This is a genomic window from Pedobacter nutrimenti (assembly GCF_032678445.1).
In the GTDB taxonomy this organism is placed as follows: domain Bacteria; phylum Bacteroidota; class Bacteroidia; order Sphingobacteriales; family Sphingobacteriaceae; genus Pedobacter; species Pedobacter nutrimenti_A.
The window spans coordinates 100,322-118,011 of record NZ_JAVTSQ010000013.1 but is presented as its reverse complement, the minus strand read 5'-3'; the positions used below and the strand labels follow the sequence as shown (position 1 = coordinate 118,011).

Here is a 17,690-nt window from a genome sequence, read left to right as displayed (position 1 = left end):
GATAAATAGTCATTTCATCGAATACAATACGAATCTAACCCCTATCCAATACCTAGCTGTTAGCTATCTGTTGTAGGCCGGAAAACCGCCATCAAATAGGGGAAATAAGCCTTAAAGAATAAAATCAATTTGGAGATCATACCCAAATGTAAACCGGGCAAAAATGGAGTGTGGCAACATCCAATTGGACAAGCCATTATATATGTTCTATCCTTACTTAGCTTCCTATACTCAAGTGACGTTAACCCAACAGTCCTCATTAAAGACTACCTAGTATATAGATTTTATATATATATTTGCCGCAATGGCTATTCATTCAATAAAGTGACTAAATAAATCGATATGGATAGCAGTATTATTGAATACACGGCCAGCTATCAGCAACTGAAGTGGAGTTCAAAACAAAAAAAAATATAATAACCTGTTAATAATTTAATTGATAAACCTTTTAACTAAGAATATGATAAACCGTTGCCAACCATAATAAATAAAAACAAGATAAAAAAAACGCAAAAGTGTTCCTAGGCACTTTTGCGTAAAAATCTGAGTTATCCCTCTTATTATCAAGGATAATAATTGAGCACATTGTTTATAGAATTAACCCAAACACTACAAAGCTAATGAATTTAAACTTTTTTGTAGCCCCGTTCAAAGGTCGGCTATTAAAAAAAAGACTTCTTTTTATGAAGTTAACCATCATCTTAATCGCAATCTCTATTGTTCATGCAAGCGGCAAGGGCTATTTGAAGAATGCACTACTTACCCATAAAGTTCTAGAAAAAAATATTGATATATCCCGAAAACATCAACCCGATATCAAGAAAATAAAACTGGAAGAAATTTTAAAGATACAAGGAATTGTAACAGATAGTATTGGAAAGCCATTACCAGGAGTTACTGTACATGTTAAGAAAACCACTTTAGGTATTATTACAAATACCGATGGTTATTATGTTATAAATGTAGCAAATGATCAGGCCGTATTGATTTTCTCAGCTGTTGGTTATATCACGAAGGAAGTACCAGTAAATAATAAATTGAATATTAATATTCAATTGCTTGAAGATAAAAAAATCTTAAATAATGTAATAGTTGTTGGCTATGGAACCCAAAGCAAAGCTAAAGTAACGGGCGCTATTGCCACTGTAAAAATGGATGACATATTGGGAGATAGACCGGTAAGTTCAGTTACCCAGTTGCTACAAAATGCAGTACCGGGTCTGCAAGCCAGCATCGGGTCTGGCCAGCCTGGTGCAAGCACATCGTTAAATATACGTGGAGCAACCAGCTTAAACATTTCAGGCCAAACCATTAATCAAGATGGCCCTCTTATTTTAGTTGATAATGTACCCCTTAACGGAAGTTTAAGCCTCCTTGATCCGAATGATATTGAAACGATAACTGTATTAAAAGATGCGGGTTCTGCAGCTATTTATGGCGCCCGTTCAGCTTTTGGGGTGGTTTTGGTAACCACAAAAAAGGGGAAACTGAACCAGAAGCCGCAGCTTAACTATAGCAACAACGTTATTTTTGCAAATGCAACTAACCTGCCTGTAAAAGCCACCGCCGCACAATTTTTACAATCGTTAAAAGACATGGGTACTACAGGTTATTGGTCTGGCCAGGATGTTGATACCTGGATCAAACTTTATCAGGATGCACAGGCACATCCAGGTAAGTATCCAGACGGTGTTGCCAAAGAAGGAAGTGCTATTTATCCGGTAACTACGGGTGATATTATCGGTGAATATCTGGGCAATAGCGCTCCGCAATTTCAAAATAATCTATCCATAAGTGGGGGAACAGATAAAACAAATTATAGATTAGCGTTAGGTTCGGTAAAGGAAAACGGCATCATCGTTCCAGAAGCAAAGCAGGATTATTTTAAGCGTTACAATATCAAATCATTTCTCAGTACTGAGGTAAACAAATGGTTTACTGCACAGTTGGATGCAGGCTATTACTATTCTTTAACTTCAAAGCCAGCAAATTTCGCCAGTTTATTTGCCAATGCTATAGATTTTTCTCCACTGGTACCTACCGCAGATAGAATTGCCTCTTCTGGCGATGTTATTGGTATTAATGGTACTCCAAGAGGAATTACCTTGAATGGCGCGCCAAATACCGAAAAAAATAGCGATATTAGAATTACCGGCCGCGGTATTCTAAAACCTTTACCAGGATTAACCATTACAGGTGAATATACATATGATAACCTAGCCACTAACCAGGTTAACTACAACAAGGCTTTTAGTATTGTCAGGCCAACCAACTTCCAGGATCAGCTAGTAGGCGATGGCACTTATGGCTTATATAACAGTGGAAAGATCTACAATGCCCTTAACCTTTTTGCAAATTATGCAAAATCTTTTGGGAGCCATCATTTTTCAGCATTAGCAGGCTATAACCGGGAAGAAGGAACTTTGGCTAGTAGCAGCGTTTCAAGAAACGGGATGATCTCCGCAGATTTTCCATCCATTACCAATGCCACAGGCCCAATTGATGCCAGCAACAATTATGATTCATTTGCTTTAAATGGTCTTTTCTGGCGATTGAATTATGATTATAAAGACAAATATTTAATTCAGTTGAACCAACGGTATGATGGTTCATCTAAATTTCCAGCCAATCATCGTTTTGGCCTTTTTCCTTCAGGATCAATTGGCTGGATAGTTTCTGAAGAAGATTTCATCAAAGACAATGTTCCTTTTGTATCATTACTTAAGTTTAGGGCATCTTTGGGCGAAGTGGGTAATCAAAGTATAAATTCTTATGCATTTATTCCTACGCTTAGCAAAGCACAGCCTTATTGGCTAAATGGTACAGGTTCGTACCTCAATTCTTTAAATGCACCTGGTTTAATCAATTCTAATTTTACCTGGGAAACTGTAAGGACATTAGATTTTGGATTGGATTTCTCCTTGTTTAAAAATAGACTTAACGGATCTTTTGATTGGTTTAAAAGAGACACTAAAAATATTTTAGCCTCTGGGGCCACTCCCCTACCTGGGGTATTGGGCGCACAGGCACCTTTGCAAAACACAGCAAGTTTACGCTCAACAGGGTATGAATTTAGCGTAGAATGGCGTGATAAAATTGGTTCGTTAAGTTATCATATTGGTGCCAACTTATATGATTTTACAGCAAAGATCACCAAGTTTGATGGCAACCCAAATAATTTGCTTAGCACCTATTATGTGGGCCAGCAATTAGGCGAAATATGGGGCTATACAACCGATAGACTATACAATATAGATGATTTTATAAAAGGTACCCTAACCAGCAATTTAACAGGTGGCTCACTCAAACCAGGCGTTCCCAAATATCAGGGACAAAATCCAAATCCTGGCGATGTTCTTTTTAAAGATTTGAATGGCGACGGCATTATTTACCAAGGACGGGAAACAACTGCTGATCCTGGCGATAAATCGGTTATTGCGAATAGTACGCCGCGTTATCAATTCGGAATAAACGGGGGGATTTCTTTCAAAAATTTCGATTTCAGCTTTGTGCTAAGAGGTGTAGCCAAACGAGAATATTATCTGGCCAGTGGACTTACTTTTCCAGATTATGGCGGCTTTTCTACTGTGTTTAAACATACCTTAGATTATTGGACACCAACCAATCCCGATGCTTTTTATGCCCGGATATATAGCCAGGCATCAGGAAATCAAACCTTTAATCAAAGAACAATACAAACACGTTATCTGCTAAATGGCGCGTATTTACAAATCAGTAATTTGGGTTTGGGCTATACCTTACCTCAAAGTCTGCTTAAAAAAATAAGTATCAGCTCATTGCGCGTATTTACAAGTTTAGAAAATCCTTTTATATTCAGTCATCTACCCAATGGCTTGGACCCATCAGTAGACAATTTAGGTTCTGGTTTAGGCTATCCTTTTCTAAGAAAAACTTCCTTTGGTGTTAACCTTACCTTTTAAATGATACTTAACAATTGATAATGAAAAAATTAATATACTTATGCATATTTCTGCTGGTTTTATTGGCGGGATGTAAAAAAGATTTTTTAAATAAAACGCCGCAGATAGAACTAACAGAAGAGACTGCATTTAATAACTATGATAATTTTAAAACCTATACATGGGGTTTGTACGACTATTTTTCAGGATATGGCAACGGAGGAGATGATTATCCTCCTTCCTTAAAAAGTAGCGACTGTAATTCTGATGATCTAGCGATTACCCTAGCTGGTTTGCAATCTCCTTATGCTTACCAAACAAAAGTAATTAAAGGTATTGCCGATAACACGCCAGCAGGATCACTTAGTATAGCTCAATGGGATTTCAGATACATCCGCAGTGTAAATGTGATGTTAGATAATATTGACAGATCGCAGATGAATCAAGCCGATAAAGATCACTGGCGCAGTGTAGGTTATTTCTTCAGGGCCTTGCGCTATTACGATTTAATTGCTGCCTTTGGCGATGTGCCTTGGATTGAACATAAGCTATCAGATACATCTGCTGTTTTATTTGCGCCTAAAACGCCCCGGGACCTAGTAGCGAAAAACATACTGGAAAACCTAGTTTTTGCCGAATCACATATCAAGGCAGCTGGCGAAGGGCCAAATACGATTAATACAAGTTGTGTAAGGGCTTTGATTTCAAGATTTGGTTTGTTTGAAGGCACTTGGCGCAAATACCACAACTTAGGTAGTGCCAATATTTATTTACAGGCTTGTAAAACATATTCAGAGAAATTAATGCTTTCTTTTCCAACTTGTATGTCTAATTACGATGATGTATATAACCTGGAGGATTTGACGGGGCAACCTGGTATTATCCTATTCAAACAATACGCAAACAACCTCAATGATCATTTTTCGGGGTCAAGGATTTTAGGAAGCGCCAATAGTTATGTAGATGTATCTAAAAATGCTGTAGAGAGCTATTTGTGTACCGATGGCCGCCCCATTGGCAGCAGTTCGGTTTATGCTGGCGATAATACCATGTATAATGCTTTTCGAAATCGTGATAGACGCTTGTATTATACCGTAGTTCCACCTTATCAGGTTGTTGTAGGCAAACCAAATTATACCTGGTCTAAAACAACCAACCCTACTGATGCAGAATACATTGATTTATTGGCTAGTTATATATCAGCAAATCCAATTAAAAAATCGTTACCAATGGCACAATGGAGCCAAACCATGCAAACCGGTACAACCATCAGTATGTCGCCACATTTTAGAAATTTTAATGCAGGTCAACCACAATCTGTTGGCGAGTTGGGTTATTATTATTGGAAAATATACAACCGTTCGCCCTTAAGTACAAAAAACAGCTATGCTACAACCGATTGTCCTTTGCTGCGCATAGAAGAAGTCTGGTTAAACTATGCCGAAGCTATGTTTGAACTGGGAATGTTTAACCAAAGTGTTGCAGACCAAACCATCAGAAATTTAAGACAACGTGCTAATGTTGCCAATATGGTTGTGGCAGATATCAATACCTCTTTTGATCCCGCCAGAGATCCAGACGTAGATCCTGTATTGTGGGAAATCAGGCGTGAAAGAAGAGTAGAATTATTGGGAGATGGTTTCAGGTTTAATGATTTGAAGCGCTGGAAGAAAGGTATATATCTGAACAAGCAACAACTGGGTGTAAAAGTCAATAATGCTGATTTTGGTAATAAATTAAATATTTCAGGTGGTGGCACTTCGGGCTATGTCCAATTTTTCGGTGTTCCGCCGGGCTGGCTGGATAAATACTACTTTGAACCGATACCCAGCCAGGAGATCGTATTAAACCCTGCACTGAAGCAGTCAGCAGGCTGGTAAAAAATAAGGCCTAAAGCCGTTTACAAAATCCATTTTACAAGTGTATGCATGATTATAATTTTGGCAGGTATTATCCCAACACTACATTATCTTTATATTTGATATAGAATTCCGTTAAAACAGTCCCTATGTTAACAACGAATGTTAAAGACACAACAACAAATCCTCTCAGCGGATTTTATCAGTATTTGAACAAGACCAGCGACATCGCCATTGTAATAGACCATAAGTTAAATATACTGTATAAAAACCCAAAGGCATCACTTCGCATCAGTGGCAACAAACTCCAGGTACTCATTTCAGACCATCACAAAAAAGAATTTGGATTGTTGTTAAATAAAATAATCATCAAAAAAATAGATACCTGTCCAATAAGAATTCTTTTTGCCGATGACATCTGGTATGAATGTCAGCTCACAAATTTGCTGGATGACGTCGAAGTCAAAGGCATAGTCTGTATCATGAAGGTAGATGTCAACAACAATCATCTGAGCGACGAGCAACCAGGAACAGAACAGTTTTACCGGACAATCACAGACAATATCCCTTCCATAATTGCCTACTGGACAGCCGATTTACGTTGTCTTTTTGCCAACAAAGCCTATCTTTCATTTTTTGGTAAAACTGAAAATGAGATGTACAATACCAAAATAGATAAGTTGTATACAAGAGAACAGATTTCAAAGTATGAGCGTTTCATGGTCGAAGCCCTGAAAGGGATTGCCCAAAAATTTGAACGGACTATAGAGGAGGAAGGTAAGAAAGACAGGATTATCATTACCGAATATGTACCAGATGTTGAAGATGGACACGTAATGGGATTTTATACACTGATCTATGACATCACTGACCTCAAACTACAGGAGCAGGAGTTGGCCATCAATAATGAGAGGGAGTTGTTTAACCATAAAATAAGTGCTGTTTTTAGTAAAGGGGAAGATTTGAAAGCTGTTCTTTCTACAGTACTGGAAAAACTGGTTGCCTATGGTGATTTTTTAATTGCCGAGGTATGGCTCACCAGCGTAGACAAGCAATCCTTATCACTTATGGCGCATTTTGCTTCCAGCGATATTGCGGAAAGTTTTTACCAGAACAATAAGAATTTCAAAATACAAATTGATGGAGAGGGATTTGTGAGGAACATCTGGAAAACAGGCAGACCGCAGCTCATCACCAACTTTGACCAGCATGAACCTTTTTTGCAGAAAGATACGGTACGGCCCGCGGGGCTTAAATCAGCTTATGGTGTTCCTTTAATTGACAATACCGGAGCTGTTGTAGGCGTCATGATGGTCGGATTGAACAACAGTAAGGTACCCGACCAACAATTTATACAACTCGTCGAAAGCGTCAGTACCCATTTCGCGGCAGAAATTGTCAGAAAAAAACTGGAACTTGAATTGGAACAGATCTTCAATTCTGCACCAGATATTATTGCGACCGTCGGCACAGATGGTTTTTATAAAAAAACAAACCCGACAATGTTAAGACTCCTTGGTTTTTCTGAGCAGGAGCTATTAAACCAACATTTCATTTCATTTATACATCCTGAAGATCTGGATAATACGTCACACGCATTCAAAGAAGTCATTGACGGTATGGCCCTCCATTATTTTGAAAACAGATTGAGAAAAAAAGATGGCACCTATATCTGTGTGGCCTGGAACGTTACCCCGGCCACAGAAAACGGATTGATATTCTGTGCCGGCAAAGACATGACGGACAGAAAAAATTCAGAACGGGAGCTCACTACACTCAACCAAAAACTTGAATATCAGAACAAGCAACTCAGGGATATTTCATGGATCCAGTCCCATATGGTCAGGGCGCCGGTTGCAAGAATTTTGGGCATTATCAACATCATCGATTCAGGTGAATCTCTTTTAAATGATGAATTCAGAGAAATGATACAGTTCTTAAAAAATTCTGCCCATGAACTAGATGAAGTAGTTGGTCAAATCACGGCACTGTCAAAGGATCCAGAAAAGTAACGTAAAAATTAGGTCACCAGCAAGCATACAAAAATGAATACCAAACATACATTTCAATTTTATAGCACTTTTATCTTTCTGATCATTTTTTTCATTGGAACCTTGACCAGCAATGCACAAATAAAAAGCAAACACATTTCCTCTAAAAAGCCCAACATAGTTTATATCCTTGCCGATGATATGGGCTATGGAGAACTGGGATGTTATGGTCAGGAAAAAATTGAAACCCCAAATCTGGATCTGTTGGCAAAGAGCGGAAAGCGTTTCACACAACATTATGCCTATCCTGTTTGCGCCCCATCGCGCTATTTACTAATGACCGGACAAAACTCAGGAAAAGCCTTTATCCGTGGTAATCACGAATGGGGCGATCGCGGCGATGTCTGGAATTTCAAAGCGATGGAAGACAATCCCTATCTGGAAGGCCAATACCCAATTCCAGATTCCACCATCACCATTGCCAAAATTCTTAAAAAGGCGGGTTACACCACTGCTTTAGTGGGCAAATGGGGCTTAGGCGCTCCTATGACGGCTGGCACACCAAATAACCAGGGCTTCGACTATTTTTATGGCTATATCTGCCAGCGGCAAGACCACACCTATTACAGTGGGCATTTATGGGAAAACAACAACCGTGTACCTTTAGACAACAGGATTGTAGACCCCAATATTGAATTGCCTAAAGATCTTGATCCGCTGGACGAAAAAAACTACGAAAAATACCAGCAGAAAGACTACGCTCCTGATTACCTGATTAAAGCGGCCTTAAAATTCATTGATCGAAGTAAGGATAAACCTTTTTTCCTGTATTACCCCTCCCCTTTGCCCCATGTATCGCTACAGGCACCTAAAGACTTAGTGGCTTACTATCATAAGAAATTTGGAGATGAAAAACCCTTTCTGGGTGGCTCCTATTTCCCTTGCCGTTACCCGCATGCAACCTACGCCGCCATGATTACTTTATTGGATCAGCAGGTGGGCCAGATCATCAAGAAACTAAAGGATAATGGCGTTTACGACAACACCATCATTATGTTTTGTTCAGATAATGGCCCGGCCTATAATGCTGGAGTTGACCCTGCTTTTTTCAAAAGTGCCGGGCCTTTTAACGGCGAATATGGCTGGGGAAAAGGCTTTCTTCGCGAAGGTGGCATAAGAGAACCGTTTATTGTTTCCTGGCCAGGAAAAGTCCAGGCCGGAAGCATCTCCGATCTTATATCAGCAACCATTGATATGGTACCAACCTTTTGCGATCTGCTAAACCTTAAAGTCCCAAAACATGTAGATGGCATTAGTATTCTGCCAACAATTCTATCTAAAGGCAAACAGACTGATCGTAGCTATCTTTACTTTGAATATCCAGAATACGGTGGCCAGCAAGCCATCAGAATAGGTAACTGGAAAGGAATCAGATTAGACATGCTGAAGGGCAATGCAAAATGGTCATTATATGATTTAGCAACAGACCAAACAGAACAATATGATGTGGCTGGTCAACATCCGGAAATTATTAAAAAAATGAAGGCAATTTCCAAAAAAGAACACCATACACCAGAGCTGAGCAGATTTGAAATACCGATTTTAGAAAACGAAGCATTGTAACATTTTCCGTATATTAATAGTCTGATTATTAAAACGTTCACCATGAAACATTTGTTCACCTTCTTCGTCATTTTCACTGCAGCGTGCAACCCCCTATCTGCGCAGCAAACCCAGCAAAAATATGTCAATGAAATAAAGTACCTCCTTTATTTGCCCGATAATTATAAACAAGATGAACAGCAAAAATTTCCAGTTGTACTATTCTTACACGGAAGCGGTGAACGCGGCGATGATGTCAGCAAAGTAGCCATAAACGGATTACCTAAAATGATTGCTCAAGGCAAAAAATTCCCTTTTATCGTGATATCACCACAGGTACCTAATGGAGAAGGCTGGGAACCCACCGATTTGTTTCGCCTCATGAATGATATTAAAGCTAAATATCGGATCGATGAAGATCGTTTATACTTAACAGGCTTAAGCATGGGCGGTTATGGCTGCTGGGAAATGGCTATGAAATACCCACAGATGTTTGCTGCAATTGTACCGATTTGCGGTGGCGGCGATACCTCTAAAGTCTGGAAGATCAGGCATACCCCCATCTGGGTTTTTCATGGCGGAAAGGACAATATTGTTCCCCTTAAATCAAGTCAGATTATGGTGGATGCCTTAAAACCCATCAACCCGAATGTTAAATTTACAATTTTCCCCGAAGACGGCCATGACAGCTGGACATCCGCCTACAATACCGATAGTTTATACACCTGGCTCATGGGGATTAAAAGATTTAAATATGCCAAAATAGCTGTAGATCAGAAAATATTAGACACCTATCAAGGCACTTATTATAATGACCTGATGAATGATACTTTAAAAATAGCCGTTACCCCAGGTATAGTCATGCTAACCCGCAAAAAAGGAACTACAGAGCTCAAACCTTACGCAAATGACAAGTTTTTTGTCAATGAGAACGATCCGGTTGATGCCATATTCTCCGGCAAAAAACGTAAAATGCACATCCTTGTAAATGCAGACAGACAATACATTTATAAAAGGATCGGGGATTAAATTTCAGATAAAACATCAAACTATCCCCTTATCTTTATTGTTTTAAATCTCATCACTATAAATCCCTCACCAATCGCAAAAAAACAGATGAAAAGACTGTGTATCATTTTAATTTTAGGCCTGTTTTCTATGAATATAATGGCCCAGAACAACGTAAAACAAGACATTATTCAAAAAATTGACGGCGAACAAATGAAGGGAAAGGTGATCAAGATCACCGACACTGAAGTTACCTTTGTTTACGCCGGGGAAACCGCTCAGTACGTGCTTAAAAAAGCAGAAATTGCTAAAATTGTCCACGCTAGCGGCAGAGTAGAAAACATCAGCCAGCAAAGTTCTCCCGAACAAAGCCGGCAAAAAGATCCGGTCACGATGTCTGGCTCACCAGTCGATCATCACAATAAAATTGCCATTCTTCCATTCACCTATCTTATGGACAACCAGCCTGGCGCTGAGGCAATTGGCTTTAAAGCCCAGGAAGACACTTATGGATTTTTATCACAACACTCAGCCGGATATACCATACTGGATCCAAGAACAACAAATGCCCTTCTCAGCAAAGGAGGAGTAACCAGAGACAAAATGGTGAATTTCACCATGAAAGAGATCTGTGATGTCCTTGGCGTAGAATACATCATAGACGGCGTTGTAACACAGAACAAAGGCTACCAGACCAGTTCCACCAGCGACATTTCCAGCACAAAAGTAAAGCGCGATGACAATGCAAAAGTTAAAGGTGTTTCCTCTTATGGTTCTACAAACAGCAATGCGGTTCAGCGATACGATGTAGCCGTAAGTTTACACATCTATATGGACAATAATGCAAGCATCTACAACCAGACACACAAGGCTTTTCTGAGCAATACCGACGGAGCATACAATAGCCCTTTAGAGTATTTACTCAAAAGATGTCCGTTGTACAGAAAATAATCATTTACAGAATCCATTATGAATAACCAAGACCTGCAAAAAGGCGTACTGTCGCAATTTTCACTCCGGACCACAGTGTTGTTATTACTGATTTTAAGCAGTGCATGCAGGAACACGGATAAAGGCAAATCCACCTTGGCAAACAACAGCCAGGACACCATCATTGAGCTTCATCAAAAACCCCTGAGAGAAAAAGTATTGACTGCAGCAGAACAACAGGCCTTAACTCCCGACACGGTTATTGCTCGTTTAAAAGCTGGGAATGTTCGTTACGTAACGAATAATCTAACGGCCCGCGACCATTCTATGATGGTACGTAATGCACTTAAAGGGCAATATCCAAAAGCTGTTGTCATCTCTTGTCTGGACAGCAGGGTACCCGTCGCAGACATCTTTGACAAAGGGATAGGTGATCTTTTTGTGGGCAGAGTTGCCGGAAATTTCGTCAACGAAGATTTGCTGGGCAGTATAGAATATGGCTGCAAAGTTTCAGGGGCGAAACTTGTACTGGTGATGGGACATGAATCTTGCGGGGCGATAAAGGCAGCGATTGACGATGTGAAGATGGGAAACATCACCGCCATGCTCTCTAAAATAAAGCCAGCTGTTGCGCGTTCACAAGATTTTAATGGAGAAAAAACTTCAAAAAACATGAAATTTGTTGAATATGTAGCAAAAAACAACATTCTTCATACCATAGAGGTCATCAGAAGCAAAAGTCCAATTTTAAGGGAAATGGAAGCCAAGGGCACAATTAAGATCATAGGTGCCTACTACCAGCTAAAATCTGGCGTTGTCACCTTCCTGTAAGACGAACAAGAAAGTCCCGGCAAACAACAGCCGGGACTTTCTTTCTAATGATACAATCCCTGTATTTTTGCCAGCTCGATTGTCTTTTCAGGATTAAACTGGCTACCATTCATATAATTTTCAAGACTATATAACAATTGTCTCGCCTCAGGACGTTTATCCCGGTCCGACAAGAGGTCAATACCTGAAACAACCAGTTTACCTTTTCCTACATTACATTCAAAAACCAAAGCCAGGGGCTGGGCAGTCACCCAGTCGTCAATAACCCTTACTATCGGGTTCATATGATCACTTACCGCGTTAAGTTTGATCGCATTGGAATGGGTCATTGCATCCCACCACTGCCAGTTACTATGGTACTGAGTCGGAAAATTGGCCAATGCGGGATGTTTGGGATTACATAAAATCCCCATAGTGGTTGGTGGTTGGCTGCTGGTCCATGCTGTATTCCAGAATATAGTAGAGAAGCCTATTTTTACATCGCCGCCCATATCAGTTTTAACAGAACCCTTTTTTAATGTTAGTAATACCTTACCCCCGTCGTTTAGCGCTTTTATAGCTTTAGCATCCAAAATTTGGGTCACCAATACATTTTTGGGTGTTTCAGGCAGTACATTGGGATACACAAATATATCCCATGTATTGGTACGGTTGGCCACTGTTGTGCTTAAGATCACACGTTGCGGTGTTTTAACCGCAGCCAGTGCCTGCTTAATCGTACCTAAACGAATTGCATTTCCTAAGGCAATAGTTTCTGTTTTAAAACTTCCATTAAACAGTTTAGCACCGCTTTCGGAAGTCATGCTCCAACTGATCACTGCATTTTTTAAAGGTGCATCACCAAAATTTGAAACCTCTAAAGGAACATTCAGCTCTTCATTGTTGGTATAAACCATTTTAGGCAGCCGGGCCAAAAGCACCAGAGGATCGCAGAACCGGTTAAATTCTTTTGCAGACATATACGGTTTCGGTTCCCAAAAGGCATCTAAAACACCAACCAGTGCAGTGCCCTGTCCAGGAAAATCACTTAGGCCCAACAGCTGAAACCCGCCAAAACCTGGGGTACGCAATGCAGCTTCTATATCGGCTTTATAACAAAGCGACTGTAGCTTTCCAGTAGCCATAAAAAAGCTGTCGGCCAACATAGAGAGGCCATTTTGTTCCAGCTTGTCCCGAAATATTTCGAAGTTCTTTGGTTTTAATATCCCATCATATTTCTTAATCTCCTTGAAATCAGGATATACACACCACTGACCAATCTCATGACTAACAGTAGGTTGTTTCCATTTAGAGATGATCTCTGTAAAATCATAATCCGATTTTGGAGCTTCTTTATTTATAATGCTCGACAGCCCCTGCCCCCAGCCCTGAATCCTTGGCTCTGGCATATTATTGTAATCGCTTGCATCATTTTGCGGCCAGCCTGCTGCTGTGGTATACATCCTTCTTGAATCTTTCATTTTCCAGTACTTTACAAAAGTAACCAGGTAGTCTGTATTGTTTTTTCCCGATGGCTCATTTCCATAAGTCATCATTACAAAGGAAGGATGGTTTCCATAAGCTTTAACCATTCTCTCACTTTCCGCATAAATATATTTATCTAAAGGCAAACCATCGCCAATTAAGGCATCAGCATAACCATTTGACCACGCCGAACACTCTACCTGTACAAATAAGCCCAATCGGTCGGCAGCAGTAAAAGCAGCTTCCGGAGGGCACCAGGAATGAAATCTTACATGATTTAGCCCATACGCTTTTATCGTTTCAAATATCTTTTTCCAGCTGGACACGTCGGTAGGCGGATAACCTGTTTTAGGAAAAACCGCACAATCTAGTGTACCACGCAAAAAGGTCGGTTTGTTGTTGAGAACAAACTGGCTGCCTTTGGCCTTAAATTCCCGCATACCGAAAATTATATTTTTCCGATCCGGTGCAGCATCTTTTGCCGATCTGAGGTTTACCTGCATTTCATACAAATTCGGATGAAATTCACTCCATAACAATGGGTTATTCCCCATAGGATAAACAAACTCAATAGTTTTCTCCTTTTCAGAAATCACCAATTTTTGCGTTAAAGGTTTTAATTTTGGAGTACCGGGTTGATCCGCAACAGCAGTTAAATCCAAAGCCACTTCTTTGCTGGCACCCGTTGCATTGTTAAGCTGCACCCTTACCAATACCTGATTATTTTTAAGATCAGGATAAAGCTGCACATCAGAAAGATACACTTTAGGTCTGGCCACAAGCTTCAAATCTCCTATCAAACCGTTCCAGTTGGTTTGCGTATGATCGGAAACACTATGGGCATTAGGCCCCATATTAATGTCCTTTATCCTGTTATCCACTCTGATTGTTATTTTGTGGGTTCCCGATGTCAGTTTAGCACCCATATCGAATACTTGGGCTGTACCAAGACTGTTCTCCATGCCAATTTTCACATCATCAATCCATACCGTTGTTTCCCAATGGCTTCTCTCTATAAAGAGCTGTATGAGCTTATCCTTCCAGAAAGCGGGAATATTTATTGTTTTTTGGTACCATGCAGCACCAACATAATGCTTTACCGGCTGGAGCCAAAAGGGTATTTTAATATTTCCAGGCTGCCTGTATTTTGCATATTCATCTTTCGTATACCAGGATTTATCTACAATCTGAGCAGTCCATTGCGTTTTTACAGAAACTTCGTCTCCTTTTCCATTGGTCGTCATTGAGCCTGGCAGCTTTATTTTTTCCTCCAGTTTTTGCCTGTACCATTTATCGGCAATCCCTTTATCAAGTGAATCTACCTGAAAAGCCCAGGTACCTGAAAGATCAATCTGTTGACCTCCTCCACTTTTTGATTGGCCTTTAGCTATACATGCAAAAAAAAAGAAGGGTAGAATGGACAATTGTACATACTTAAAAGAGAATTTCATACAGGTGTTTATTAAGGATTAAATCAAATCAATGATCGGGATAAATGAATGAATGCGTTTATATTGGCAATATAAAGATCAGATTTACGGCTGGAGGTTAAAATGGATTAATTTCCAAAAAGATGGATTATTATAGGGCAATTACATTAACGAGCGATATAAAGAACTTTCAAACGTTTGCGCTGTCTTTAAATTTTATTTTACGACAGCAATGTTTCTATTTGAATTAAATCAACTTACCACCAAAAAAATTTATGACATCCCACAGAAAAATGCTGTTCATGTTGCTTTGCATGCTTTCCGTTTATACAGCGAACGCACAGCAGCCGCAAACCTTTAAAATCGGAAAAGAAGCTTTTGAACTCAACGGAAAACCCTATGTAATACGCTGCGGCGAAATGCATTTTGCCCGTATACCCAAAACAGAATGGCGCAGCCGCTTAAAGATGGCAAAGGCCATGGGCTTAAATACAGTTTGTGCCTATCTGTTTTGGAACATGCACGAAAAACAACCGGATACATTTACCTGGACCGGCCAGAGTGACGCTGCTGAATTTTGTAAAATAGCTAAAGAAGAAGGCCTCTATGTCATCTTACGTCCGGGCCCTTATTCTTGTGCCGAGTGGGAGTTCGGAGGTTTTCCATGGTGGCTGCTGAAAGATAAATCCATCCAGCTCCGTACACAGCATCCTTATTTTCTAGCCCGTGCCAAGAAGTATTTGTTAGAGGTAGGACGCGAGCTGGCGCCACTGCAAATCAGCAATGGCGGTAACATCATCATGGTTCAGGTCGAAAATGAATATGGCAGCTACGGCAATGATAAACAGTATATGGAAACCATTAAATCCTATGTAGAAGCTGCAGGTTTCAAAGTACCCTTGTTCCATTGCGACGGTCCGTCACAGTTAAAAGAAGATCACCCCGATGATCTCTTTGCAGTCGTGAATTTTGGCAGTAATCCAAAAGAAAACTTTGAAGCATTGCGCCAGGTACAGCCAACAGGCCCTTTGATGTGCGGCGAATATTATCCAGGTTGGTTTGACAGCTGGGGCAGACCTCACCACACTGGAGGTACTAAAAGAATTATTGACGAGTTAAAATACATGCTCGACCACAAAGCATCCTTTAGTATTTACATGGTACATGGCGGTACCACATTCGGTACCTATAGTGGAGCTAATGCCCCACCTTTTTTACCGCAAACCACCAGCTATGACTACGATGCTCCAATAGACGAAGCGGGTAACCCTACAGAAAAATACCACCAGATCAGAAAGTTATTCAGCAACTATCTGCAGGAAGGAGAAACCTTACCCGATATTCCCGCTTCAAATAAAATTCAAAAACTTGCCCCGGTTAAATTTACCGCATTTGCAGCACTGAATAAAAACCTGCCAAAATCAGTTTTGTCTGATACTGTTAAGCTCATGGAAGATCTTAACCAGAATTTCGGATGCGTACTCTATCAAACACAATTGGCAGGCGGAGACAGATCTCTACTCCAATTTCGTGATATACATGACTATGCGCTCATTTACATCGACGATCACCTGATCGGTACTTTAGACAGAAGAAAGAATAAATTCTCTCTGGAAATACCCAAACACAACAAGAACGCTAAACTCAGCGTACTGGTAGAAGCTGTGGGCCGGGTAAATTATGGTTACGCGATGCATGACCACAAGGGGATTCACGGCCCCGTATATCTGGTTACAGGCAATGCGAAAACTGAACTCAAAAACTGGACAAACTACCCTATTCAGCTTGGAGAACACAACATCCCGGTACGTTATCAACCCATTATACCTCAAAAACCTGTAACCGGCTTCTATAAAGGGACTTTTACGGCCTCGAACTTGTCTGATACCTATATCGATATGAGCAAGTGGAACAAAGGACTGGTTTGGATCAATGGAACTTGCCTGGGCCGTTACTGGAATATTGGACCAACACAAACCATGCTGGTACCGGGAAGCTGGCTCAAAAAAGGTCAAAATGAAATCATAGTGTTTGATTTGTTCGGCAATGCAGCTCCTGCGCTAACCTTCACTGATCAACCGATTTTAGACAAAGTAAACGAGACGCAACCCCAGGTGCATAAAAAAGCCGGACAACATTGGATAAAAGACGCCCAGGAGGTTTATCATGCAGGAAGTTTTGAAAACAGTGCCGGCTGGCAAACCACCTCATTTAAACCTGTTGATGCAAGATTCTTTTGCCTGGAAGCGCTATCCGAACAGCATGGACAGCCCTATACATCTGTAGCCGAACTGGTCTTGCTCGATCCCCAGGGCAGAGAAATACCAAGGAGCGACTGGAAAGTTGTTTATGCAGACAGCGAAGAATTAAATGGAGATGATGGGAACGCTGCAAATGTTTTTGACTTGCAATACACCAGCATCTGGCATACAGAATGGCAAGACAAGGCACCTAAACCACCTCACCAAATTGTTATTGATCTGGGTAAGGTTTACAAAGTAAGCGGTTTAAAGTTATTTCCAAGGCAAGACAATGCTAACGGACGTATAAAAGACTACCAATTATACTTTTCTGTAAAACCTTTTAAAGGAATATAAAGCCATAAAAAAGTTGTAAACTAAAATACCGGTCATCTCTCCACAATTGCCTGAGAGA

General features: G+C 40.3%; 9 protein-coding genes. 8 read left to right on the top strand and 1 reads right to left on the bottom strand.

Translation table 11 applies throughout. From position 1 onward, the window contains the following. Positions 1 to 683: 683 nt before the first annotated feature. The 7 genes from R2S08_RS22960 to R2S08_RS22930 all read left to right on the top strand — a co-directional run bounded on the left by R2S08_RS22960 (position 684) and on the right by R2S08_RS22930 (position 12,141). Positions 684 to 3,941 carry a TonB-dependent receptor gene (locus R2S08_RS22960; protein ID WP_316837343.1) on the top strand — a complete coding sequence of 1,086 codons (3,258 nt, stop codon included), beginning with the start codon at positions 684 to 686 and terminating at the stop codon, positions 3,939 to 3,941. A 20-nt stretch (positions 3,942 to 3,961) separates the two neighbouring features. Next, positions 3,962 to 5,800 carry a RagB/SusD family nutrient uptake outer membrane protein gene (locus tag R2S08_RS22955; protein ID WP_316837342.1) on the top strand — a complete coding sequence of 613 codons (1,839 nt, stop codon included), beginning with the start codon at positions 3,962 to 3,964 and terminating at the stop codon, positions 5,798 to 5,800. Between the two features lie 128 nt (positions 5,801 to 5,928). After that, the gene (locus tag R2S08_RS22950; protein ID WP_316837341.1) at positions 5,929 to 7,791 is read left to right on the top strand and encodes a PAS domain S-box protein; all 1,863 of its coding nucleotides are present in this window, start codon (positions 5,929 to 5,931) and stop codon (positions 7,789 to 7,791) included. Between the two features lie 33 nt (positions 7,792 to 7,824). Beyond that, on the top strand, positions 7,825 to 9,393 hold the full coding sequence (locus tag R2S08_RS22945; RefSeq protein WP_316837340.1) for an arylsulfatase: 1,569 nt from the start codon (positions 7,825 to 7,827) through the stop codon (positions 9,391 to 9,393). Positions 9,394 to 9,435: 42 nt separating this feature from the next. Further along, on the top strand, positions 9,436 to 10,401 hold the full coding sequence (locus tag R2S08_RS22940) for a prolyl oligopeptidase family serine peptidase (RefSeq protein WP_316837339.1): 966 nt from the start codon (positions 9,436 to 9,438) through the stop codon (positions 10,399 to 10,401). Between the two features lie 87 nt (positions 10,402 to 10,488). Further along, positions 10,489 to 11,331: a hypothetical protein gene (locus R2S08_RS22935; RefSeq protein WP_316837338.1), complete on the top strand. Its 843-nt coding sequence runs from the start codon at positions 10,489 to 10,491 to the stop codon at positions 11,329 to 11,331. Positions 11,332 to 11,349: 18 nt separating this feature from the next. Beyond that, entirely contained in the window at positions 11,350 to 12,141 is a 792-nt protein-coding gene (locus tag R2S08_RS22930; RefSeq protein WP_316837337.1) for a carbonic anhydrase family protein, read from the top strand. Positions 12,142 to 12,185: 44 nt separating this feature from the next. Here R2S08_RS22930 and R2S08_RS22925 read toward each other — a convergent pair whose 3' ends face one another. Next, positions 12,186 to 15,056, bottom strand: a complete 2,871-nt coding sequence (locus R2S08_RS22925) for a sugar-binding domain-containing protein (RefSeq protein ID WP_316837336.1) — start codon at positions 15,054 to 15,056, stop codon at positions 12,186 to 12,188. Between the two features lie 254 nt (positions 15,057 to 15,310). Here R2S08_RS22925 and R2S08_RS22920 point away from each other — a divergent pair, with 254 nt between their 5' ends. Beyond that, complete coding sequence (locus tag R2S08_RS22920) at positions 15,311 to 17,632, top strand: beta-galactosidase (RefSeq protein WP_316837335.1); 2,322 nt, start codon at positions 15,311 to 15,313, stop codon at positions 17,630 to 17,632. The last annotated feature ends 58 nt before the right edge of the window (positions 17,633 to 17,690 follow it).